At 74.6% G+C, this 20606-nt stretch carries 23 protein-coding genes and 1 tRNA gene; 17 read left to right on the top strand and 7 right to left on the bottom strand.

The features are described 5' to 3' along the window. The first annotated feature begins 325 nt into the window (after positions 1 to 325). The 7 genes from eno to KC207_RS10255 all read left to right on the top strand — a co-directional run bounded on the left by eno (position 326) and on the right by KC207_RS10255 (position 5530). The gene (gene eno, locus KC207_RS10285) at positions 326 to 1615 is read left to right on the top strand and encodes a phosphopyruvate hydratase (RefSeq protein ID WP_211602928.1); all 1290 of its coding nucleotides are present in this window, start codon (positions 326 to 328) and stop codon (positions 1613 to 1615) included. 14 nt (positions 1616 to 1629) lie between these two features. Continuing rightward, positions 1630 to 2268: an FtsB family cell division protein gene (locus KC207_RS10280; RefSeq protein WP_211602927.1), complete on the top strand. Its 639-nt coding sequence runs from the start codon at positions 1630 to 1632 to the stop codon at positions 2266 to 2268. Then, positions 2265 to 2816, top strand: coding sequence for a DUF501 domain-containing protein (locus KC207_RS10275; protein ID WP_211602926.1), 552 nt, complete (start codon positions 2265 to 2267; stop codon positions 2814 to 2816). The genes KC207_RS10280 and KC207_RS10275 overlap by 4 nt, the downstream gene beginning before the upstream one ends. Further along, entirely contained in the window at positions 2813 to 3766 is a 954-nt protein-coding gene (locus tag KC207_RS10270) for a Ppx/GppA phosphatase family protein (RefSeq protein ID WP_211602925.1), read from the top strand. Before KC207_RS10275 ends, KC207_RS10270 begins: the two co-directional genes overlap by 4 nt. A gap of 42 nt (positions 3767 to 3808) precedes the next feature. Then, positions 3809 to 3883, top strand: a tRNA-Leu gene (locus tag KC207_RS10265). Between the two features lie 424 nt (positions 3884 to 4307). Then, the gene (locus KC207_RS10260; RefSeq protein WP_211602924.1) at positions 4308 to 5186 is read left to right on the top strand and encodes a Bax inhibitor-1/YccA family protein; all 879 of its coding nucleotides are present in this window, start codon (positions 4308 to 4310) and stop codon (positions 5184 to 5186) included. Next, a complete protein-coding gene (locus KC207_RS10255; protein ID WP_211602923.1) occupies positions 5183 to 5530 on the top strand; it encodes a hypothetical protein in 348 nt (115 codons plus the stop codon). Before KC207_RS10260 ends, KC207_RS10255 begins: the two co-directional genes overlap by 4 nt. A 25-nt stretch (positions 5531 to 5555) precedes the next feature. On the opposite strand, the gene KC207_RS10250 is transcribed toward KC207_RS10255, so the two are convergent. Continuing rightward, a complete protein-coding gene (locus KC207_RS10250) occupies positions 5556 to 6689 on the bottom strand; it encodes an SGNH/GDSL hydrolase family protein (RefSeq protein WP_211602922.1) in 1134 nt (377 codons plus the stop codon). Positions 6690 to 6802: 113 nt separating this feature from the next. On the opposite strand from KC207_RS10250, the gene KC207_RS10245 reads away from it, so the two are divergent. Next, a complete protein-coding gene (locus KC207_RS10245; RefSeq protein ID WP_211602921.1) occupies positions 6803 to 7201 on the top strand; it encodes a thioesterase family protein in 399 nt (132 codons plus the stop codon). On the opposite strand, the gene KC207_RS10240 is transcribed toward KC207_RS10245, so the two are convergent. Then, the gene (locus KC207_RS10240; RefSeq protein WP_211602920.1) at positions 7188 to 8018 is read right to left on the bottom strand and encodes a class I SAM-dependent methyltransferase; all 831 of its coding nucleotides are present in this window, start codon (positions 8016 to 8018) and stop codon (positions 7188 to 7190) included. The genes KC207_RS10245 and KC207_RS10240 overlap by 14 nt on opposite strands. 86 nt (positions 8019 to 8104) lie before the next feature. Between KC207_RS10240 and KC207_RS10235 the strand changes: the two genes are divergently transcribed. Next, positions 8105 to 9481 carry a cystathionine beta-synthase gene (locus KC207_RS10235; protein WP_211602919.1) on the top strand — a complete coding sequence of 459 codons (1377 nt, stop codon included), beginning with the start codon at positions 8105 to 8107 and terminating at the stop codon, positions 9479 to 9481. Between the two features lie 89 nt (positions 9482 to 9570). Beyond that, positions 9571 to 10044, top strand: a complete 474-nt coding sequence (locus KC207_RS10230) for a DnaJ family domain-containing protein (RefSeq protein WP_211602918.1) — start codon at positions 9571 to 9573, stop codon at positions 10042 to 10044. 48 nt (positions 10045 to 10092) lie between these two features. Here KC207_RS10230 and KC207_RS10225 read toward each other — a convergent pair whose 3' ends face one another. Further along, positions 10093 to 10692, bottom strand: coding sequence for a TetR/AcrR family transcriptional regulator (locus tag KC207_RS10225; protein ID WP_211602917.1), 600 nt, complete (start codon positions 10690 to 10692; stop codon positions 10093 to 10095). Between the two features lie 61 nt (positions 10693 to 10753). Between KC207_RS10225 and KC207_RS10220 the strand changes: the two genes are divergently transcribed. Further along, positions 10754 to 11260 (top strand): MarR family winged helix-turn-helix transcriptional regulator, encoded by a 507-nt coding sequence (locus KC207_RS10220; RefSeq protein WP_211602916.1) that lies wholly within the window; start codon positions 10754 to 10756, stop codon positions 11258 to 11260. Beyond that, a complete protein-coding gene (locus tag KC207_RS10215; protein WP_211602915.1) occupies positions 11257 to 12972 on the top strand; it encodes an MDR family MFS transporter in 1716 nt (571 codons plus the stop codon). Before KC207_RS10220 ends, KC207_RS10215 begins: the two co-directional genes overlap by 4 nt. Positions 12973 to 13036: 64 nt before the next feature. Here the strand turns inward: KC207_RS10215 and msrA are convergent, their stop codons facing one another. Further along, positions 13037 to 13762: a peptide-methionine (S)-S-oxide reductase MsrA gene (gene msrA, locus KC207_RS10210; RefSeq protein ID WP_211602914.1), complete on the bottom strand. Its 726-nt coding sequence runs from the start codon at positions 13760 to 13762 to the stop codon at positions 13037 to 13039. A 232-nt stretch (positions 13763 to 13994) separates the two neighbouring features. Here msrA and KC207_RS10205 point away from each other — a divergent pair, with 232 nt between their 5' ends. Both KC207_RS10205 and KC207_RS10200 read left to right on the top strand, forming a co-directional pair. Continuing rightward, positions 13995 to 14507, top strand: coding sequence for a hypothetical protein (locus tag KC207_RS10205; protein ID WP_211602913.1), 513 nt, complete (start codon positions 13995 to 13997; stop codon positions 14505 to 14507). Between the two features lie 226 nt (positions 14508 to 14733). Continuing rightward, positions 14734 to 15912, top strand: coding sequence for a cystathionine gamma-synthase (locus tag KC207_RS10200; RefSeq protein ID WP_211602912.1), 1179 nt, complete (start codon positions 14734 to 14736; stop codon positions 15910 to 15912). A gap of 174 nt (positions 15913 to 16086) precedes the next feature. Here the strand turns inward: KC207_RS10200 and KC207_RS17095 are convergent, their stop codons facing one another. Then, positions 16087 to 16404, bottom strand: a complete 318-nt coding sequence (locus tag KC207_RS17095) for a hypothetical protein (RefSeq protein ID WP_367616046.1) — start codon at positions 16402 to 16404, stop codon at positions 16087 to 16089. A 4-nt stretch (positions 16405 to 16408) separates the two neighbouring features. Between KC207_RS17095 and KC207_RS17090 the strand changes: the two genes are divergently transcribed. The 3 genes from KC207_RS17090 (at position 16409) to KC207_RS10185 (ending at position 19502) form a co-directional block, all read left to right on the top strand. Next, complete coding sequence (locus KC207_RS17090; RefSeq protein ID WP_367616045.1) at positions 16409 to 16987, top strand: dioxygenase family protein; 579 nt, start codon at positions 16409 to 16411, stop codon at positions 16985 to 16987. 128 nt (positions 16988 to 17115) lie between these two features. Then, entirely contained in the window at positions 17116 to 18180 is a 1065-nt protein-coding gene (locus KC207_RS10190) for an aminotransferase class V-fold PLP-dependent enzyme (RefSeq protein ID WP_211602911.1), read from the top strand. Beyond that, positions 18177 to 19502, top strand: coding sequence for a glutamate mutase L (locus tag KC207_RS10185; RefSeq protein ID WP_211602910.1), 1326 nt, complete (start codon positions 18177 to 18179; stop codon positions 19500 to 19502). Before KC207_RS10190 ends, KC207_RS10185 begins: the two co-directional genes overlap by 4 nt. 58 nt (positions 19503 to 19560) lie before the next feature. Here the strand turns inward: KC207_RS10185 and greA are convergent, their stop codons facing one another. Together greA and KC207_RS10175 are read right to left on the bottom strand one after the other, a co-directional pair. Continuing rightward, entirely contained in the window at positions 19561 to 20049 is a 489-nt protein-coding gene (greA, locus tag KC207_RS10180) for a transcription elongation factor GreA (protein WP_211602909.1), read from the bottom strand. 176 nt (positions 20050 to 20225) lie between these two features. Next, positions 20226 to 20606, bottom strand: coding sequence for a DUF4307 domain-containing protein (locus KC207_RS10175; protein ID WP_211602908.1), 381 nt, complete (start codon positions 20604 to 20606; stop codon positions 20226 to 20228).

Here is a 20606-nt window from a genome sequence, read left to right as displayed (position 1 = left end):
CGCAACCCGCCTGGGGGCCCGGTTGGCCCCGGACACCCGGGGTGTCCGCCCCCGGGGGGCGGCGCGATGCCGCCTCTTCGTCGTCGAGCCTGCTGCAGCAGGCTCGACGTCGGGAAGCGGGCTCGTCGACGAGGATCAGGCTCGACGACGAGGATCAGGCTCGACGTCGGGAAGCGGGCTCGTCGACGAGGATCAGGCTCGGGACCGGAGGTGGGGCCGCGGCGGCCCGACCGGGCGTCCGCCGTGCGGGTCGGTCCCGAGTGACGTGCGCCACCCCGGCTACGCTCGGGGACGAACCGTGTCCCTCCTCCCACAGGAGCTGTTTGTGGCCAGCATCGATGCAGTCGGCGCGCGCGAGATCCTCGACTCGCGCGGCAACCCCACCGTCGAGGTCGAGGTCGCCCTCGACGACGGCACCGTCGCCCGGGCGGCCGTCCCGAGCGGTGCCTCGACGGGTGCCTTCGAGGCCGTCGAGCGCCGGGACGGCGACAAGGGCCGCTACCTCGGCAAGGGCGTCGAGAAGGCGGTGGACGCCGTCATCGACGAGCTCGGCCCGAAGCTCCTCGGCTTCGAGGCGAGCGAGCAGCGGCTCGTCGACGCCGAGATGCTCGCCGTCGACGGCAGCGCGAACAAGGAGAAGATCGGCGCGAACGCGATCCTCGGCGTGAGCCTCGCCGTCGCCCGCGCCGCCGCCGACTCCGCCGACCTGCCGCTCTTCCGCTACGTCGGCGGCCCGAACGCGCACGTCCTGCCGGTGCCGATGATGAACATCCTCAACGGCGGCAGCCACGCGGACTCCAACGTCGACATCCAGGAGTTCATGATCGCGCCGATCGGCGCCGAGACCTTCCGCGAGGCCCTGCGCTGGGGCGCCGAGGTGTACCACTCGCTCAAGGCCGTCCTCAAGGAGAAGGGCCTCGCGACGGGCCTCGGCGACGAGGGCGGCTTCGCCCCCGACCTCGAGTCGAACCGCGCCGCCCTCGACCTCATCGTCGAGGCCATCGAGCGCGCCGGCTACACCCCGGGCGAGCAGATCGCCCTCGCGCTCGACGTCGCCGCCACGGAGTTCTGCGAGGACGGCGTCTACAGCTTCGAGGGTGGCAGCAAGAGCGCCGCGGAGATGGTCGACTACTACTCCGAGCTCGTCGACGCCTACCCGCTCGTCTCCATCGAGGACCCGCTCGACGAGGACGACTGGGAGGGCTGGAAGACGATGACGGACCGCGTGGGCGACAAGGTCCAGATCGTCGGCGACGACCTCTTCGTCACCAACCCCGAGCGTCTCGCCCGCGGGATCGACTCCGGCACGGCCAACGCGCTGCTCGTCAAGGTGAACCAGATCGGCTCGCTCACCGAGACCCTCGACGCCGTCTCGCTGGCCCAGCGCAACGGCTACCGCTGCATGATGAGCCACCGCTCGGGCGAGACCGAGGACACGACGATCGCGGACCTCGCGGTCGCGACGAACTGCGGCCAGATCAAGACCGGCGCCCCGGCCCGGTCCGAGCGCGTCGCCAAGTACAACCAGCTGCTCCGGATCGAGGAGGAGCTCGACGACGCGGCGGTCTACGCCGGCGCCGGGGCCTTCCCGCGTTTCGCCGCCCGCCAGGGCTGAGCGGATCCCGCCGGATGCGCGGACGCTCGAGCGGACCCACCTCGCGGCCCTCGCGGGGTGGGTCCGCCGCGCGCGCGTCCGGGTCCCGTCGCACGTCCTCGACGCGGACCTCGACCGCTCGCGCCGCGACCACCCGGAACGGGGGACGGACGCCGTCGGCGAGCGCCGCGGCCCGCTCGTCCGCGAGCGGGACGACGACCGCGAAGGTCGTCCGGCGCACCCCGTCCGGCTGGCGCGGCCGGGCGACCGGCGCGGTGACGAACCGGGTCGTCCGACGGGTCGCCGTGCTCGGCACGATCGTCGCGCTGCTCGCCGTCTTCCTCGCCTCCTCGGTCGCGGCCTGGTTCGGCCAACGCACCGAGATCGCCGCGTTGCGCGACCAGGTGGCGCAGCAGCAGGCCGACGTCGCGGAGCTGCGGGCCGAGCGCGAGCGGTGGGAGGACCCGGCCTACGTCGAGCAGCAGGCGCGCGAGCGGCTGAAGTTCGTGCGCCCTGGTGAGCGCGCCTTCACCGTCCTGGACCCGCAGCCCGAGGACGGCGGCGCCCCGTCGGTCGAGGGCCCCGGCCTCGGGGACGTCGAGCCGCCACGTCCCTGGTACGACACGGTGTGGCAGTCGGTCCGGACGGCCGACGCCCCCGGGGCGCAGCAGTGACCGCGGGCGACGACCGGGCCCCGGTCGCCGCCGCGGACGTCGAGGCGGTCTCCCGCCAGCTCGGGCGCGCGGCGCGGGGTGTGGTCGAGGTCGGCCACCGGTGCCCCTGCGGCGAGCCGGACGTCGTGCGGACCGAGCCGCGGCTGCCGGACGGGACCCCCTTCCCGACGTCCTTCTACGCGACCTGCCCTCGGCTCACCGGCGCACTGTCGACGCTCGAGAGCCAGGGCGTCATGCGCGAGATGACCGACCGGCTGGAGTCCGACCCCGCGCTGCGGACGCGGTACGAGTCCGCCCACGAGGACTACCTGCGGCGCCGCGCCGAGCTCGGTGACGTCCCGGAGATCGCCGGGGTGTCCGCCGGTGGCATGCCGATCCGGGTCAAGTGCCTCCACGTGCTGGCCGCCCACTCCCTCGCGGCCGGGCCGGGCGTCAACCCGCTCGGCGACGAGGCGCTGGAGATGCTCGGGCCGTGGTGGGAGCGGCACCCGTGCAGCAGCGCAGGCACGGACGACCCGGGTTCCGACGACGGCGAGGAGGACCGATGACGGCACGACGGGTCGGCGCGGTCGACTGCGGCACGAACTCCATCCGGCTGCTCGTGGCCGACGTCGACGACGAGGGGTTGCTCACCGACGTCGTCCGCCGGACCGAGGTCGTCCGCCTCGGCCAGGGCATCGACCGCACGGGTGTCATCGCGCCCGAGGCGATGGAGCGGACCCTCGCGGTGTCCCGGGAGTACGCCGCGACGTGCCGCGAGCACGGTGTCGAGGACGCGCGGTTCGTCGCCACCTCGGCCTCGCGGGACGCCCGCAACGCCGACGAGTTCGTCTGCGGCGTCGTCCAGGCGTTCGGCGACCTCGACGTCGCGCCCGAGGTCGTGCCGGGGGACGAGGAGGCGCGGCTGTCGTTCACGGGCGCGACGGGGGACCTGCGCCGCCTCGGCGTGCCCGGTCCCTACCTCGTCGTCGACCTCGGCGGCGGCTCGACCGAGCTCGTCCGCGGGACCGACGACGTCGAGGCGGGTCGGTCGGTCGACATCGGCTGCGTCCGGCTCCACGAGCGCCACCTCGCGAGCGACCCGCCGACCGACGACGAGGTCGTCGCCGCGCGGGCCGACGTCGCCCTCGCCCTCCACGAGGCGGAGGAGGTGGTCGACCTGTCCGGGCTCGGCGCGGTCGTCGGGCTCGCCGGGTCGATCACGACGGTGACGGCCCACGTGCTGGGGCTCGCCGCGTACGACCGCGACGCGGTCCACCTCGCGCGCGTCGGGCTGGACGCCCACCGCGAGGCGTCGCGGGAGCTCCTCGGGATGACCCGCGACGAGCGCGGTGCGCTGCCCTACATGCACCCAGGTCGGGTCGACGTCATCGGGGCCGGGGCGCTCGTCTGGCACGAGCTGCTCGGGCGGGTGGCGCTGCGCTCGCCCGGCGCGGCGGTCGTGACGAGCGAGCACGACATCCTCGACGGCATCGCCCTCTCGGTCGCCGCCCGTTGACCGAGCACCGGTCGTACCGGGCCGTCGCGCTACCGTGAGCGCGCCCCCGTAGCCCAACCGGCAGAGGCAGGCGACTTAAAATCGCCCCAGGTGCGGGTTCGACTCCCGTCGGGGGCGCGTCAGCGCCTGCCGACGGGAGTCGGGGAGACGCTCGAACGGAGTGAGAGCGGCGGTGCCCCGTCGGGGGCGCGTCAGCGCCTGCCGACGGGAGTCGGGGAGACGCTCGAACGGAGTGAGAGCGGCGGTGCCCCTCGACCGCCATGGTGCGCTCCATGTCGCGGTCCGGATCGCCGGAACCGTCGTGATCACGACCAGTACCGCGCCGTAGCACGCACGACGGAGCGGAGGGGACGGGCCGGCGGCACGGGGGCCGCCCGCCTGGGGCGACGGGCGAAGTTCGGCAGAGGGGTGGGGAGCGGTGTCGCGGCGGCGCTCCCGGCGTCCACAGGGGCTCTCAGCGGGAACTCAGCCGCGACCCGGAACGTCTAGGCTGGTACACACCGACGGTGACATCCACCGCCACGACCATCACGGAGGACCGATGGCCAACAACCCGGCTTTCAACCGGTTGGAGAAGGACGCCCGCGCCGGGTACGCCGGCTTCCGCACCGGCGGCCAGGGAGGCGCCGGCGCCGCAGGAGCGTCCCACGCCGCGAACGACCAGCTGAGCGCCCGCCAGCTGGAGGACATGTACAGCGCCCCCTCGGCCGTGCGCCAGGGCACCGACCGCGTCGTGACGATGGACGACGTCGTGATGAAGACGCTCGGCCTCTTCGCCGTCGTGCTGGTCCTCGCGACCGTCGGCTGGGGCATCGCCGCGGCCCTGCCGGGCCTCGGGTTCATGGTCGCGATGGGCGGCATGATCGCGACACTCGTCCTCGGCCTCGTCATCGCCTTCAAGAAGACGCTCAGCGTGCCGCTCATCGTCGGCTACGCGGTCGTCGAGGGCCTCTTCGTCGGCGCGATCAGCCAGCTCTTCGCGGTCTCCTTCGACCCGCCGGGGACTCCGGCGTTCCAGGGGATCGTGGCGCAGGCCGTGCTCGCCACCGGTGCGACCTTCGCCGGCATGCTCTTCGCCTACAAGGTCGGCCTCATCAAGGTGACCGCCAAGTTCCGGCGGATCGTCACGATGATGGTCTTCGGCTACGCGATCTTCGCCCTCGTCAACTTCGGCTACGCGATGTTCACGAGCACCCCGTTCGGCTTCGGCGGCACCGGTGCCCTCGGGATCGGCATCTCGCTCTTCGCCGTCGGGCTCGCGGCCGTCACCCTCGCGCTGGACTTCGACTCGATCGAGTACGCCATCAAGACCGGGGCGCCGCAGAAGTACTCCTGGCTCCTCGCGCACGGGCTCATCGTCACGATCGTCTGGCTGTACCTGGAGTTCCTGCGGCTCATCGCGCGCCTGCGCTCGGAGTGACCGCAGACCGCATCGACGACGCCGGGGTGGCCCACGCCACCCCGGCGTCGTCGTCGGCGCGACCCGGGGCCGACGTCGTCCCGCAGGGCGCCCGCCGCGAGCTCGAGCGGATCAGGCGCCGGTGGTCGGAGCTCCCTCCGGAACGTCTCGGGCCCGTCGTCCCGCTCGTCCGCGAGGTCCTCGAGGACCTGGCCGCCCGGACCGCGCCCGGGACACCCGTCCCCGACCTCGGCGACGCCGTCCTCGCCGAGCAGCTCACCGTGCTCACCTGGGACGCCTACGCCGAGGGTGACGGCGACGGGGTCGAGGTCACCCTCACGCAGGTGCGCCGGTCCCTGCCCTGACGGCCACGTCGGACGGCGGCTCCGGTCAGCCGCGACCGTCCGCGGGCGTGCCCCCGGGGCCGGACGGCGGACCGTCGCCCGTCGGCACCGCGTCGGCAGCGGGGTCAGGGTGCGTTGCCGCTCCACCCGTCTCCGCCCCACCCGTCTCCGCCCCACTCGCCTCCGCGCCACCCGGCCCGGGGCGACGTCGCAGCACGACGGCCCACCGGCCGCGCGGCCCGCGGGCCTGTCCGCCGACCTCCGTGGGCGAGACCTCCGACCCCGGCTCGAGGACGGCCTGTCCGGCTGCGACGGCGACCGGGCCGACCGCCTCGCCCCGGCGGGTCTCGGGCGCGCGGTCGAGGGTGTCCGGACCCCAGACGCCGAGCGCGGCGCACACCGACGGCAGCAGCGCGGCCGCCGCGCGGGCGTACCCGACGGCGGACGGGTGGAAGCGGTCCTTGCTGAACATCTCGTGCGGCGAGGCGGCGAACTCGGCGCCGAGGAGGTCGCCGAGCGACACCGTGCGCCCGCCCGCCTCGACGACGGCGACGGTCTGGGCGGCGGCGAGGTCGCGCGACCACCGGCGCATGAGGGCGCGCAGCGGCTGCTGCACCGGCTGGATCGTCCCGAGGTCCGGGCAGGTGCCGACGACGACCTCGCTTCCGACGGCCCGTGCGCGACGGACGGTGGTCTCGAGGTGGCGGACCGCGACGGAGCGCTCGGTCCGGTGCGTCACGTCGTTGGCGCCGATCATGACGACGACGACGTCGGGGCGGTGCACGACCTCGAGCGCGTTCGCGAGCTGGCGCTCGAGGTCCCCGGACCCGGCGCCGACGACGGCGCGGTTCGTCAGGCGCACGCGCCGTCCGGTGAGGGCCGAGACCCCGAGCGCGATCGTCGCCCCGACGGTCTCGTGGGGCTCGTCGGCGCCCATCCCCGCGGCGGAGGAGTCACCGAGGACGACGACCTCCCACGGCGTCCCGGGACCCGCGCCGTAGACCCCCTCGTCGTCCGGGGAGGTGTCGAAGGGACGGCCGATGACCCGTCGGGCGAGCGCCGCCTCGACCTTGATCAGCCCGTAGCCGACGGCGCCGACGGCGGCCCCCGCCGCGGCGAGGCCCCCGCCGCCGTAGGCCGCCGTCGCGGCGATCCGGCGAGCCCGGCGTGCGCGTCCCATCGCTCCCTTCCTCCCTGCCTCGACGTCTCCCGCCACGGTAGTCCCGCACCCTGACCGCCGACGGCACGGGTCGGGACCGCGCGGGCCCGGTACACCCTCCGTACGCTGGGCCGATGACGATCCGGACGGGACTGGACGCCGGGGTCGAGCACCTCGTGACCGACGACGACACCGCGGCCGCCCTCGGGTCCGGCGACCTCGCGGTGCTCGCGACCCCGCGGCTGCTCGCGTGGTGCGAGGCGGCGACGTGCGCGGCGGTCCACGGCGTCCTCGGTCCCGGCGAGACGACCGTCGGCTCCCGGGTGTCGCTCGAGCACCGGGCCGCGAGCGCCGTCGGCGACCGTGTGGCGGTCCGCGCCGAGGTCACCGGGGTCGAGGGCCGCCGGGTCGCGTTCGTCGTCCGGGCCGTCGGCCCCGACGGAGCGGTGCTCGCGGAGGGCGCCGTCGAGCGGGTCGTCGTCGACGCGGTGCGCTTCCTCGCCCGTCTGGGCCCCGGGACTACGCCGGCCTGACGGCCTGGAGGGTGTAGCTGAGCGGCAGCCGCTCCGGGTGCTCCCGCAGCCGGTGCTCCCCGTGCTCGTCGCGGTCCATCCGTCCCGGCAGCGCGTTCCACGGCACGCTCCGGTGCTCCTCCAGCGCCGTGAGCACGAGGCCGTGCCGCAGGAGCGCGCCGACGATCTCACCCAGTCCGTGGTTCCAGTCCATCGTGCGCCCGTGGGTGATCTCGACGTCCGTCTCGACGTACGTGGACGTGTCGTCCCACACGACGGGGTCCGGGGTCTCGAAGTAGGGGAAGCCGATGACGACGTCGTCGGTGCGCGCGTTGTCGACCGCCCAGAGCACCGGGTGGCCCTCGCGCATGAACAGCCGCCCGCCCGGGGCGAGGAGGGCGGCGACCGTCGAGGCCCACCGGTCGACGGACGGCAGCCAGCACAGCGCGCCGACGCCGGTGTAGACGAGGTCGAAGGTCGCACCGCCGAGGGCCTGCGGGGCCGAGTACACGTCGGCGACGACGAACCGGGCGTCGGCGCCGGTGCGCTCGGCGAGGTCACGGGCGTGGGCGACGGAGGCGGGGGAGAGGTCGACCCCGGTCATCGACGCGCCGAGCCGGGCGAGCGACACGGTGTCGGTCCCGATGTGGCACTGCAGGTGCACCCCGCGGAGGCGGCCGACCGGGCCGAGGCGCTCCTCGTCGAAGCGGACGACGTCGCTGCGGAAGTCCGGCTCGGCGAGGAAGCGGTCGAGCGCGTAGTCGGCGCTCGCGACGTGGGCGGCCGCCCGGTCGTCCCAGTTGGCGCGGTTGACCTCGAGGTAGTCGTCGGTGGGCATGGCGACCATCGAACCCGTCCGGCGGCGGGGACGCGAGCCCTTTCCGGCGGCGGGGACCGGCCGCCACCCGTGACAGGATGAGGCGCGTGAAGTACGCCGAGCACATCGCAGACCTCGTCGGGGACACCCCCCTCGTCAAGCTGAACTCCGTCACCGAGGGCATCGGGGCGACCGTCCTGGCCAAGGTCGAGTACATGAACCCCGGCGGGTCGGTGAAGGACCGGATCGCGCTGAAGATGGTCGAGGCCGCCGAGGAGTCCGGCGAGCTCCAGCCCGGCGGCGTCATCGTCGAGCCGACGTCCGGCAACACCGGGGTGGGCCTCGCGCTCGTCGCCCAGCGCAGGGGCTACACCTGCGTCTTCGTCTGCCCGGACAAGGTCTCCGAGGACAAGCGCAACGTGCTGCGGGCGTACGGCGCCGAGGTCGTCGTCTGCCCGACGTCGGTCGCCCCCGACCACCCCGACTCCTACTACTCGGTGTCCGACCGGCTCGTGCGGGACACCCCGAAGGCGTGGAAGCCGGACCAGTACTCCAACCAGAACGGGCCGCTGTCGCACTACGAGACGACCGGCCCCGAGATCTGGCGCGACACCGACGGTCGGATCACCCACTTCGTCACCGGCGCCGGCACCGGCGGCACGATCAGCGGCGCCGGCCGGTACCTGCGCGAGGTGAGCGCGGACCGCCCGTCCGGCCGGGTGCGCGTCGTCGCGGCCGACCCCGAGGGCTCGGTCTACAGCGGCGGCAGCGGCCGTCCGTACCTCGTCGAGGGTGTCGGTGAGGACTTCTGGCCCGGTGCCTACGACCCGTCCCAGGTCGACGACGTCGTCGCGGTGAGCGACGGCGACTCGTTCGCGATGACCCGGCGGCTGGCCCGGGAGGAGGGGCTGCTCGTCGGCGGCTCGTGCGGGATGGCGGTCGAGGCGGCGCTGCGGGTGGCCAGGGACCTGCCGGACGACGCGGTCGTCGTCGTCCTCCTGCCGGACTCCGGCCGCGGCTACCTGTCGAAGATCTTCAACGACGACTGGATGGCGTCCTACGGGTTCATGCACACCGAGGGCGAGCGCACCGTGGGCGACCTCCTGCGGGCCAAGGTCGGCGACCTGCCGGCGCTCGTGCACACGCACCCGAACGAGACCCTCCGCGACGCCATCGAGATCCTCCGTGAGTACGGCGTGAGTCAGATGCCGGTCGTCAAGGCCGAGCCGCCGGTCATGTCCGGGGAGGTCGCGGGTGCGGTCGACGAGCGTGCGATCCTCGAGGCGCTCTTCACCGGCAAGGCCTCCTTGGCCGACGCCGTGGAGGACCACATGGGTCCGGGACTGCCGCTCGTGGGCGCGGGCGAGCCGGTCGCCACCGCGCGTCACGAGCTGGAGTCCACCGACGCCCTCCTCGTCGTCGAGGACGGCAAGCCGGTGGGCGTCCTCACCCGTGCGGACCTGCTCTCGGCCCTCGCCGACTGAGGTCCGTCCGCACCTGACGGCCCTCGCCGGCCGAGGTCGGGCCGTCCCTCCCGACCCGTGGGACCTCCCGCCGGGCCACACTGGAGGTCATGGAGCGACCGACGTACGAATCGCCCGTCGAGCGGGCGATCCGAGAAGCCCAGGAGCGTGGGGAGTTCGACGACCTCCCCGGCGCCGGCAAGCCCCTGGACCTGCGCGGCACGGACGACCCGATGTGGTGGGTCCGCCGGCTCGCCGAGCGGGAGCAGCTGGACTTCAGCGGCGCTCTGTCTCCGGCGCTCGCACTCCGGAAGGAGGCTGCGGGCTTCCCGGACTCCCTCGTCGAGCTGCGGACGGAGGACTCCGTGCGCGCCGTCCTCGACGACTTCAACGACCGGGTCCTTCGGGACCGGCTCCGCCCGCTCGGGGCGAGGGCGACCCAGGTCCTCGCCCCGACCGTCGACGTCGACGCGCTCGTCGAGCAGTGGCGGGTGCTGCGCGAGGAGGCAGAGCCCGGGCCCGAGCCGACGAGCGCGGTGGAGGCGCCGCGCCGCCGCCGGTGGTGGCACCTGCGGCGTCACTGAGGCGACCGGACCCCGAGACGGCCGGACCCCTGACCGGTCGTCGTCCGCTCAGCGCACGCCGGCGGCGTCGAAGGCGGTGTCGAGCCGGTCGGCCAGCGACCCGTCCGCTCCCGCCGCCCGATGCTGGTGGAACGCGGCGCGCACCGCGGCCATGGCCAGGCGTGCCGACAGCCCCGTCGCCAGGTCGTCCGCGGGGTCGGTGCCGGCCCGCAGGTACACGGCCTCGACGAGCGCCGTCTCGAGCCGGTCGCCCGCCCCGGCGAGCCGGGTCGACAGCTCGGGCGTCGAGGCGGCGAGGGTGCTGCGCATGCGCCACAGGTCCGGGTCGCCCTCCATCTCCCGGACCTGGTCGGTGAGGACGGCGCGCAGCGCCTCGGCCGGGCGCTCGTGGGAAGGACGCTCGACGACGGCCCGGTGCAGGCGGGCCGGCCGGTCGGGGTCCGACCCGACGATGGCGTCCTCCTTCGTCGCGAAGTAGTTGAAGAACGTCCGGGGGGAGACACCGGCCGCGGCCGCGATCTCGTCGGCGGTCGTCGCCTGGTAGCCGCGCTCGACGGCGAGGCGCACAGCGGCCGTGTGCAGCCGGAGGCGGGTCCGACGCTTCTTGCTCTCACGGTCCGTCGGCCCGTCGGTCCCGGCGGTCGTCATGTGAGCAGTATGCCGGGCCGTCAAAACTTGCAGTGTGTGCAAAAAGATATATGGTTGTGCCATGCAAACAGATGCGTACCGGAGGCTCACCGAGCACCTGGGTGCGCTCTTCACCACCCTGGGGCGTGTTCCGGTCGGCGAGGCCGAGGTGACCCGGGGGGAGTTCGCCCTGCTCGTCGTCGCCTCCCGCCTCGGCGCCGCCCGCACCTGCGACCTCGCCGAGGCCGGGGGGTTCGACCAGTCGACGACGAGCCGCCGGGTCGCGACGCTCGTCGGGCGTGGCCTGCTCGCCCGCACGCCGGACCCCGACGACGGCCGCGCCCAGCGCATCGGGACGACGCCGGCCGGGCGCCGCGTCCTCGAGGGGGAGCGCGAGCGTCGGGTCTCCCTCCTCGGCCGCGCCCTCGAGGGCTGGCCGCCCCGCGACCGGCGCGCCCTCGCCGACCTCCTCGGCCGGCTCGACGACTCCCTCGCCCGGGCGAGCGCCGAGCGCAGCCTCTCCGTCCGCGGCGACGCGGGCACCGCACCGACGCTCGCCCCGACCCGTCCCGAAAGGACCCCCGCATGACGTCCGCCACCGCGGCCCCCGCCCCGTACCGACTGAGCCCGCAGGCGTCCCGCGTCTTCGTCGGCCTGATGCTCGGCATGCTCGTCGCCTCGATCAGCCAGACGATCGTCGGCCCGGCGATGCCCCGCATCGTGTCCGAGCTCGGAGGCATGGAGCACTACAGCTGGGTCGCGACAGCCGCGCTGCTCGTCTCCGCGGTCACCGTGCCCGTCGTCGGGAAGCTCTCCGACCTCTACGGCCGCCGGGGCTTCTACCTCGCGGGGCTCGTCGTCTTCATGGTCGGCTCCCTCGTCGCGGGCCTCGCGCAGGGGTTCTGGGTCCTCGTCGCCGCCCGCGCCATCCAGGGCCTGGGGATGGGGACGATCATGCCGCTGTCGCAGACGATCATCGGCGACATCATCCCGCCCCGGCAGCGCGGCAAGTACCAGGGGATGATGGGCGCCGTCTTCGGCGTGACGTCCGTCGCCGGGCCGCTCGCGGGAGGGGTCATCACCGACCACCTCGGCTGGCGCTGGCTCTTCTTCGCCGGCATCCCCGTCGGCGTCGTCGCGACCTTCTTCGTCGTCCGCTTCCTCCACCTCCCGCACGAGCGGCGTCAGGCGAAGGTCGACACGGCCGGCATCGGTGTCCTCGCCGTCTCCCTCGTCGCCCTCCTCCTCGCGACGTCGTGGGGCGGGACGTCCTACGCGTGGGGCTCGGCCGTCGTCGTCGGCCTGTACGCGCTCGGCGCCGTCGGCCTCGTCGGGTTCGTCCTCGTCGAGCGTCGGGCCGAGGAGCCGGTCATCCCGCTGCGGCTCTTCCGCTCCCGGGTCTTCACCGCGAGCAACCTCGCGAGCTTCGGCCTCTCGATGGTGATGTTCGGGGCGATCATCTACATCCCCGTCTACGCCCAGGGCGTCCTCGGGGTCGACGCGACGAACTCCGGCCTCATCCTCGCGCCGCTCATGCTCGGCTTCATCGTCATGGGCATCGTCACCGGGCTGCTCATCACGCGGACCGGGGTGTACAAGCCGTTCATGGCCGTCGGCGTCGTCGTCCTCGGGGTCGGGACGTGGCTGCTCACCCGCCTCACCTGGGAGTCCACCCAGACCCAGCTGACCCTCGCGATGGTCGTGCTCGGTCTCGGCATCGGGATGGCGATGCAGCAGTACACGCTCGTCGTGCAGAACGCCGTCGAGCGCGGCGACCTCGGTGTGGCCACGGCCTCGAGCCAGTTCTTCCGCAACGTCGGCTCCACCGTCGGGATCGCGGTCTTCGGGACCGTCCTCACGAGCGGGCTCGGCGGGGCCGTCGCCCGGCACCTGCCTGCCGGTGCCGCCGCCTCGATGCCCGACGGCGCCGCGAGCGCCGGGTCCGTCCTGGACCCCGCGGCCCTGGCCCAGCTGCCGCCCGAGATCGCGACGGCCGTCCGTCAGGGCCTCGCCGACCAGCTGCACGAGGTCTTCCTCATCGGGCTGCCGGTCGTCGTGCTCGTCCTCCTCGCCACCCTCGCGATCGAGAGCATCCCGCTGCGTGACGACGGGGCGCTCGACCTCGAGCCGGAGGCCGTGGCCGAGGACGCCGGGCGCGAGGTCCTCGCGACCCTGGGATCGTCCGCGGATGGGCTCGAGGACGTCGTCCCCGCCCAGCCGGGCGCCGCGTCCGACGACCCGGCCCCGCGTGACGACGCGAGGGTCGAGCCGACGGTGGCCGGGGCCCCGACCACCCGCTGAGCCCGCCGTCGCACGCGCGAGGGCCGCGGTCCGGTGACGGACCGCGGCCCTGGTGCCGACGGGCTCAGACGTCGAAGCGCGGGTGCGGGACGTCGGGGGAGGGCGGCACGACATCGGTCTGTGCGGGGAGGTCCGCGACGCCGACGGGGCAGGTGAAGCCGTTCGGCCCGTGGTTGCAGTAGCCCGCGGGGTTCTTGTGGAGGTACTGCTGGTGGTAGTCCTCGGCGTACCAGAACGGCCCGCCCTCGTCGGCGGAGGCGATCGTCGTCGTGATCCCACCCCGCCCGGCGCCGGTCAGCACCTGCTGGAACGCCGTCCGGGTCCGCTCGGCCGCCTCGGCCTGGTCGGCCGTCGTCGTCCAGATCGCCGAGCGGTAGGCCGTGCCGACGTCGTTGCCCTGCCGGTTGCCCTGCGTGGGGTCGTGGTTCTCCCAGAACGCCTTGAGCAGCAGGTCGGGCGACGTCCGCTCCGGGTCGTAGGCCACGAGGACCGCCTCGGCGTGCCCCGTCCGCCCGGTGCACGTCTCCTCGTACGTGGGGTTCGGGGTGAACCCGCCCATGTAGCCCGCGGCCGTCGTCACCACCCCGGGCAGCTGCCAGAAGATGCGCTCGACGCCCCAGAAGCAACCCATCGCGACGTAGATGACGCGGGTGCCGTCGGGCCAGGGTCCTTCGAGCGGTGTGCCGAGGACCTCGTGACCGACGGGCACCGGGAAGATCCGGTGGTCCCGCCCGGGCAGGGCGTCCTCACGGCTGGGCAGGGTGGTCCGGGCTCGGGATCCGAAGAGCATGTCAGGGTCAACGCTCCGCACCCGCCTCGTCATCCCGCGCGTCGTCGTGGTGGTGCCGACACGAGGGTCAAGGGAGTCTTCGCCAAAAGTAAAGAAAACGTAAAGTGGGCCGCTACGATGGTCCTCGACACCGGAACCCGTTCCGGTGGGACGGTCCACTCTCGCGGGCCCCCGGTGTCACCGGCCTCAAGCCCTGGGGCCGGTGTCTCTCGCGCGGCAGGCAGGAGCCGACATGACACCCCTCTCTCGACACCGGGTGGTCGCGGGGACCGCCCAGGTCGCCCCCGTCGTCGCCTCGGTGACCGGTCGCCGAGGCGTCGCCCCGGTCCGGGACGACGCGCCGCGCGCGGCCACCTCGCTCTCCAGCATCACGATGCGGGACCTCCCGCCCGGTCGTACGGCCGGACTCTTCGTCTTCAAGGTCACGAACGTCGGCAGCCGACCGCTCGCCGCGGGGACCGAGTTCGCGGTGCGCTTCGCCACGGTCGAGGCGCCGGCGCGGCCCTGGGCCGACATCGAGCTCCTCGCGGGCCCCGAGTCGGGCTTCACCCTCGTCGACCGTCCCACCCCGATCCTCGTCCCGGAGGGCGGTGACCCGGCCCCCTCCGGGGCGACGGTTCCGCTCTCGCTCACGATGCCGCTCGTCCCCGGGGCCGCGGCGGTCCAGACCTGGACCGTCGAGACCGTGTGGGACGAGACCTCGATGACCGTCCCGGTCGTCGACCACGAACCCGTCTCGGCCTGACGGCCTCCGGTCGGACCCGCGCAGGGGCGGAGCCGACCACCACCCGGTCGGACCCGCGCAGGGGCGGAGCCGACCACCACCCGGTCGGACCCGCGCAGGGGCGGAGCCGACCACCACCCGGTCGGACCCACGCAGGGGCGGGGCCGAGCCGGGACGTCAGGTTGACCCCTTCCGGTGTCGACCGGGGCCTTCGCGCCCCGGTCGGCACCGCGCCTACGCTGACGGGATGACCTCCCAGACCCCCGGTTTCTCCACCCGCGCCATCCACGCCGGCCAGGAGCCGGACCCCACGACGGGGGCGGTCGTCCCGCCCATCCACCAGGTGAGCACGTACAAGCAGGACGGCGTCGGCGGCCTGCGTGGGGGCTACGAGTACTCGCGCTCGGCCAACCCGACGCGGACGGCGCTCGAGGAGTGCATCGCCGCGCTCGAGGGCGGGGAGCGGGGGTTCGCGTTCGCGAGCGGCCTCGCCGGCGAGGACGCGGTCCTGCGGGCCCTGCTGCGCCCGGGTGACCACGTCGTCGTCCCCTCCGACGCGTACGGCGGCACCTACCGGCTGTTCACGCAGGTCGTCGAGCCCTGGGGCGTCGGGCACAGCGTCGCCGCCGTCGCCGACGTCGACTCGGTCCGGGCGGCGATCCGGCCCGAGACCCGCCTCGTCTGGGTCGAGACCCCGACCAACCCCCTGCTCGGCGTCGCCGACATCGCCGCCATCGCCGAGGTCACCCACGCCGCGGGGGCCCTGCTCGTCGTGGACAACACCTTCGCCTCGCCGTACCTGCAGAGCCCGATCGCCCTCGGGGCCGACGTCGTCGTGCACTCGACGACGAAGTACTGCGGGGGGCACAGCGACGTCGTCGGTGGTGCCGTCGTCGTCGCGCCGGGCGTCACGACCCACGGCGGGGCGTCCGCGGCCGAGCGCATCGCCTTCTACCAGAACGCGATGGGCGCGGTCGCCGGGCCGTTCGACGCCTGGCTCGTGCTGCGGGGCCTGAAGACCCTCGCGGTCCGGATGGAGCGGCACTGCGACAACGCCGAGGCGGTCGTCGAGATGCTCCGGGCCCACCCCGGCGTCACGGCGGTCCACTACCCGGGCCTGCCCGACCACCCCGGCCACGAGGTCGCGGCCCGCCAGATGCGCCGTTTCGGCGGGATGGTCTCCTTCCGGGTCCGCGGCGGCGAGGACGTCGCCGCGAAGGTCTGCGGCGAGACGCAGGTGTGGATCCTCGGGGAGTCGCTCGGCGGGGTCGAGTCCCTCATCGAGCACCCGGCGCGGATGACCCACGCGTCGGTGGCCGGGACCGAGCTCGAGGTGCCAGGGGACCTCGTCCGGCTCTCCGTCGGCATCGAGGACGTCGACGACCTCGTCGAGGACCTCCGCACCGTCCTGGACCGGCTCACCTGACGGGAGGCCCCGTCTCACGACGGGCGCACAGCGGCTCCACACGGTCCGCACCGGCCGCCGCCGGACAGTGGTCTCACCGACCCAGCGACCGGAGGACACGATGACCCCCACACCCGAGCAGCGCCCCACCTACGAGGGGCGTGTGCTGCCCCGGCCCGACGAGGAGGTCGTCGACTAGGGGCTCGCCTTCGACCTCGGCACCCTGCTCGACCGTCGACGCGCCCTCGCCGTCCTCGGCATCGGCGTCGCCGGCGGCGCGCTCGCCGCGTGCGGGGCCGCCTCGAGCGGGTCGGGGTCGTCCGCCGCGGCCACCCCGGCCGCGGGGAGCACGTCGGGCGACGCGGCGACGGACCTCGTCGAGATCCCCGACGAGACGGCCGGTCCGTACCCGGGCGACGGCTCGAACGGCGCCGACGTCCTCGAGCAGTCCGGCGTCGTCCGCTCCGACATCACGAGCAGCTTCGGTGACGCGAGCGCCACGGCGCCCGGCATCCCGATGACCCTGAGCCTCACCGTCCTCGACATCGCCGGCGGGGGTGCGCCGATGACCGGTGCGGCCGTCTACGTCTGGCAGTGCGACTCCCTCGGGCGGTACTCCATGTACTCCGACGGGGTCGAGGGGGAGAACTGGCTGCGCGGCGTGCAGGTGGCCGATGACTCCGGTGTCGTCACCTTCGACAGTCTCTTCCCGGGGTGCTACGCCGGGCGGTGGCCGCACGTGCACTTCGAGGTCTACCCGGACGAGGCGAGGATCACCGACTCGACGAACGCCATCGCGACCTCGCAGGTCGCCCTGCCGCAGAACGCCTGCGAGAGCGTCTACGCCCTCGAGGACTACACCGGCTCCACCGAGAACCTGTCGAGCCTGAGCCTGACGAGCGACAACGTCTTCGGTGACGACGGCGGGATCCACCAGCTGGGGACCGCCACCGGGGACACGTCGGGCTACACGGTGAGCCTCACCGTGCCCGTCGACACCTCGACGGAGCCGACGGGGGGCGGCGCGCCGGGCGGTGCGGGCGGTGGCACCGGGGGTCCCGGCGACGGTCAGCCGCCCGCCCCGCCCGGCGGCTGACCCGCCCGGCCGCCCGGCCGCTCGGCCCTAGGGCCGACCCGCCCGGCCGCTCGGCCCTCGGGCCGACCCGCCGGGGGCCGGCCCGCCCGTCGCGACCGGCGGCGTCCGGTCGGGCTAGCGTGCGGGGCGTGGACCGCCGCACCCCGCCCTGGCCCTGGTCGTCGTCGTTCGTGGCCGAGGGCCTGTACCTCAACACGGCGAGCTGTGGCCTGCCGCCCCGCCCGACGGTCGACGCGCTCGCCGTGATCCACCGGGACTGGGCGGCGGGCCGCGTCGCGGCGGCCCAGTTCGACGAGGACGTCACCGCCGCCCGCGCCTCGTACGCCCGCCTCGTCGGGGTCGACCCGACGTGGGTCGCCGTCGGGCACCAGGTGTCCCCGCTCGTGGGACTCGTCGCAGGGGCCGTGCCGGACGGGGCGGAGGTCGTCGTCGCCGCAGGGGACTTCACGAGCGTCACCTTCCCCTTCGCGGCGCACGCCCACCGCGGGGTCCGGGTCGTCGAGGCTCCGCTCGCCCGGGTCGCCGAGACGGTCGGAGCCGACACGGCGCTCGTCGCGCTGTCCCTCGTCCAGTCCGCCGACGGCGCGGTCGCCGACCTCGACGCGGTCCTCGACGCGGCCGACCGGCACGGCGCCGAGGTCCTGCTCGACCTCACCCAGGCCGCCGGCTGGTTGCACGTCGACGCCGGTCGGGTCGCCTACACCGTCTGTGGGGCGTACAAGTGGCTGCTCTCGCCCCGGGGAACCGCCTTCCTCAGCGTCCGGCCGGACCTGCTCCCCGGGCTCGTCCCCACCGCGGCCGGCTGGTACGCGGGGGAGACGATCTGGGACTCGATCTACGGCCTGCCGCTTCGGCTGGCGGGTGACGCCCGGCGGCTGGACACCTCGCCCGCCTGGTTCTCCTGGGTCGGGACCCGGGCCTCGCTCGGCTTCCTCGAGGAGATCGGGGTGGCGGCGCTGCACGAGCACGCGGTGCGCGTCGAGCGTGCCTTCTGCGCGGCCGCGGACCTCGTCCCGCTCGGGCAGGCGATCCGAGCGCTCGACGTCGACGCCGTGGGGACCGCCGTCCTCGCCGAGCGGGGCGTCTCCGCCGCCACCCGCGCGGGTCGGTTGCGGGTCTCCTTCCACGTGAGCACGGACGAGGACGAGGCGGCGGACCTCGGACGGGCCCTGCGCGGCCACGTGACGGGATGAGCGACGCCCACGGCCCGGTGCTGTGCGTCGACGTCGGGTCGACCTTCACCAAGGGCGTCCTCGTCGACGGCGACGGCACGCCGCGCGCCCGGGCGGCGCACCCGACGACCGTCGGCACGGACGTCATGGACGGCGTCGACGCGGTCCGTCAGGAGCTCGGCGCGGGTGACGACGTCGAGGTGCTCGCCTGCTCGAGCGCGGGCGGCGGGCTGCGGCTCGCCGTCGTCGGCTACGAGCGCGAGGTGACGGCCGAGGCGGGCTCCCGGGTGGGCCTCTCGGCGGGAGCCCGGGTCGTGCACGTCGCGTCCGGCCCGATGGCGGGGGCCGACGTCACCGCCTTGAGGGCCGCCCGCCCCGACGTCGTCCTCCTCGTCGGTGGCACCGACGGCGGCAACGCCGACGTGCTGCTCCACAACGCCCGCCGGATCGCGCGTGCCAGGGTCGCCGCGCCCGTCGTCGTCGCGGGCAACGTCGCCGCCGCGGAGGAGGTCGCCGCCGAGCTCGCCGGGACCGGGCGCCGGTACGTCGTCACCGGCAACGTCCTGCCGCGGATCGGCGCCGTCGAGCCGGGGGGTGCGCGCGCCGCCATCCGCGAGGTCTTCCTCGAGCACGTCATCGGCGGGTCCCGCCTGTCCCGGGGTCGGGGGTTCGCGCGCCTCGTCCGGGCCGCGACGCCCGACGCCGTCCTGCGCGGCGTGGAGCTCCTCGCGCAGGTGCGCGGGGAGGACGTGCTCGTCGTCGACGTCGGCGGGGCCACGACGGACGTCTACTCGGTGCTCACCCCGCAGGGCGAGGACGCCGCGCTGCGGCGGGACGTCGTCGGGACCCTGTGGCACGCGCGGACCGTCGAGGCCGACCTCGGGATGCGGTGGAACGCCGGGGGGATCGTCGAGGCGGCCGACCGCGAGCGCCTGACGCTCCCGGACCCGGCCCGGGCCTGGGCCGCGACGGTCCTCGCCGACCCGGGGCGACTCGCGACGACGGACGCGGAGTGGGCGGCCGAGGAGGCGCTCGCCCGCGCGGCCGTCGTGCTCGCGGTCCGGCGCCACGGTCGTCCGGGAGCGCCCGGTGAGCGGCCGCGACCGCTCGCGGACGTCGGGCTCGTCGTCGGCTCGGGAGGGGTGCTGCGCCACGCCCCGCCGGCGGTCTCCGCCGCCGTCGTCGCGGCCGCGCTCACCGACCACGCCGGCGGCTGGCGGGTGCCGGACCGGGCGGGCACCGTCCTCGACGCCCGGTACCTGCTCTTCGCGGTCGGCCTGCTCGCCGACGAGCGCCCCGTGGCCGCGCGGGCGCTCGCCGCGGCCCTCGTCCCCAGCGGCTGACACGCCGACGGCCCGGCCCCACCGTGGGGGTCCGGGCCGTCGGTCGGGGTGCCGGGCGTCAGCCGGAGTACGGCGTGGCGCCGAGGATCTTGACCTCGATCTCCTTGCCGTTGGGCGCCTCGTAGGTCACCGTGTCACCGACCTTGTGGCCGTTGACGGCGGCACCGATCGGCGACTTCTCCGAGAACACCTGCATCGAGGAGTCGCTGATCTCGCGCGAGCCGAGGAGGAACTCCTCCTGCTCGCCGAACATCTCGACGGTGACGACCATGCCGGACTCGGCGATGCCGCTGTCCTTCGGCGTCTCGCCGATGATCGCGTTCTCCAGGAGCTGGGTCAGCTGGCGGATGCGGGCCTCCATCTTGCCCTGCTCCTCCTTGGCCGCGTGGTAGCCGCCGTTCTCCTTGAGGTCGCCCTCCTCGCGCGCCGCCTCGATCTTCTTCGCGATCTCGACGCGGCCGGGGCCGGAGAGCTCGTCGAGCTCGGCCTGGAGACGGTCGAAGGCCGCCTGGGTGAGGAAGCTCTGGTTGGTGCTCGTCTCGGTCACGGGTGATCTGCTCCTGGTGTCGTGGAAGGCCGGACCCGGCGGAGTCGCCCGGGGTGCTACGGCAGCGGGTCCGGGTCCGACGGCTGCGGTCTCCAGCCTCGTGTCGGTACCCAGACCCGAACGTGAAGCCGACAGTCTAGCAAGAGGAGGCGTCCGAGGCACCCCGGCGGCGGTGCTCAGCCCGCGCCGACGCCCTCGCGCACGCAGGACTCGACGACCCCGGTGACGGCCCGCGCACTCGTGCGCACCGTGACCTCGCGTCGCACGACGGCCGGTCCGTCGGCGGGGACGAGGTCCTCGGCGACGCCGACCCTGGCCTTGCGGACGTCGAGGGCGGCGATCCGGCACGTCACCGCCGTCCCCTCCGGCCGGGTGAGGAGGTAGTCGACGGTCACCTCGGTGTCCGAGAGGACCTCGTAGCCGACGACCTCCGGGACGACGGCGCCGCTCGTGGCCCGCCACCCGACGACGGCGACCGCCGCGACCGCGACGAGGACCGCGACGACCCCGGCCCAGCGCAGGCGGCCCTCGGGGGTCGTGGCGTCGGGGAGCCGCAC

It is taken from the genome of Phycicoccus avicenniae (genome assembly GCF_018139485.1).
GTDB classification, from domain to species: Bacteria; Actinomycetota; Actinomycetes; order Actinomycetales; family Dermatophilaceae; genus Phycicoccus; species Phycicoccus avicenniae.
The sequence above is the reverse complement of the archived record's forward strand: the minus strand, read 5'-3'. Positions and strand labels throughout refer to the sequence as shown.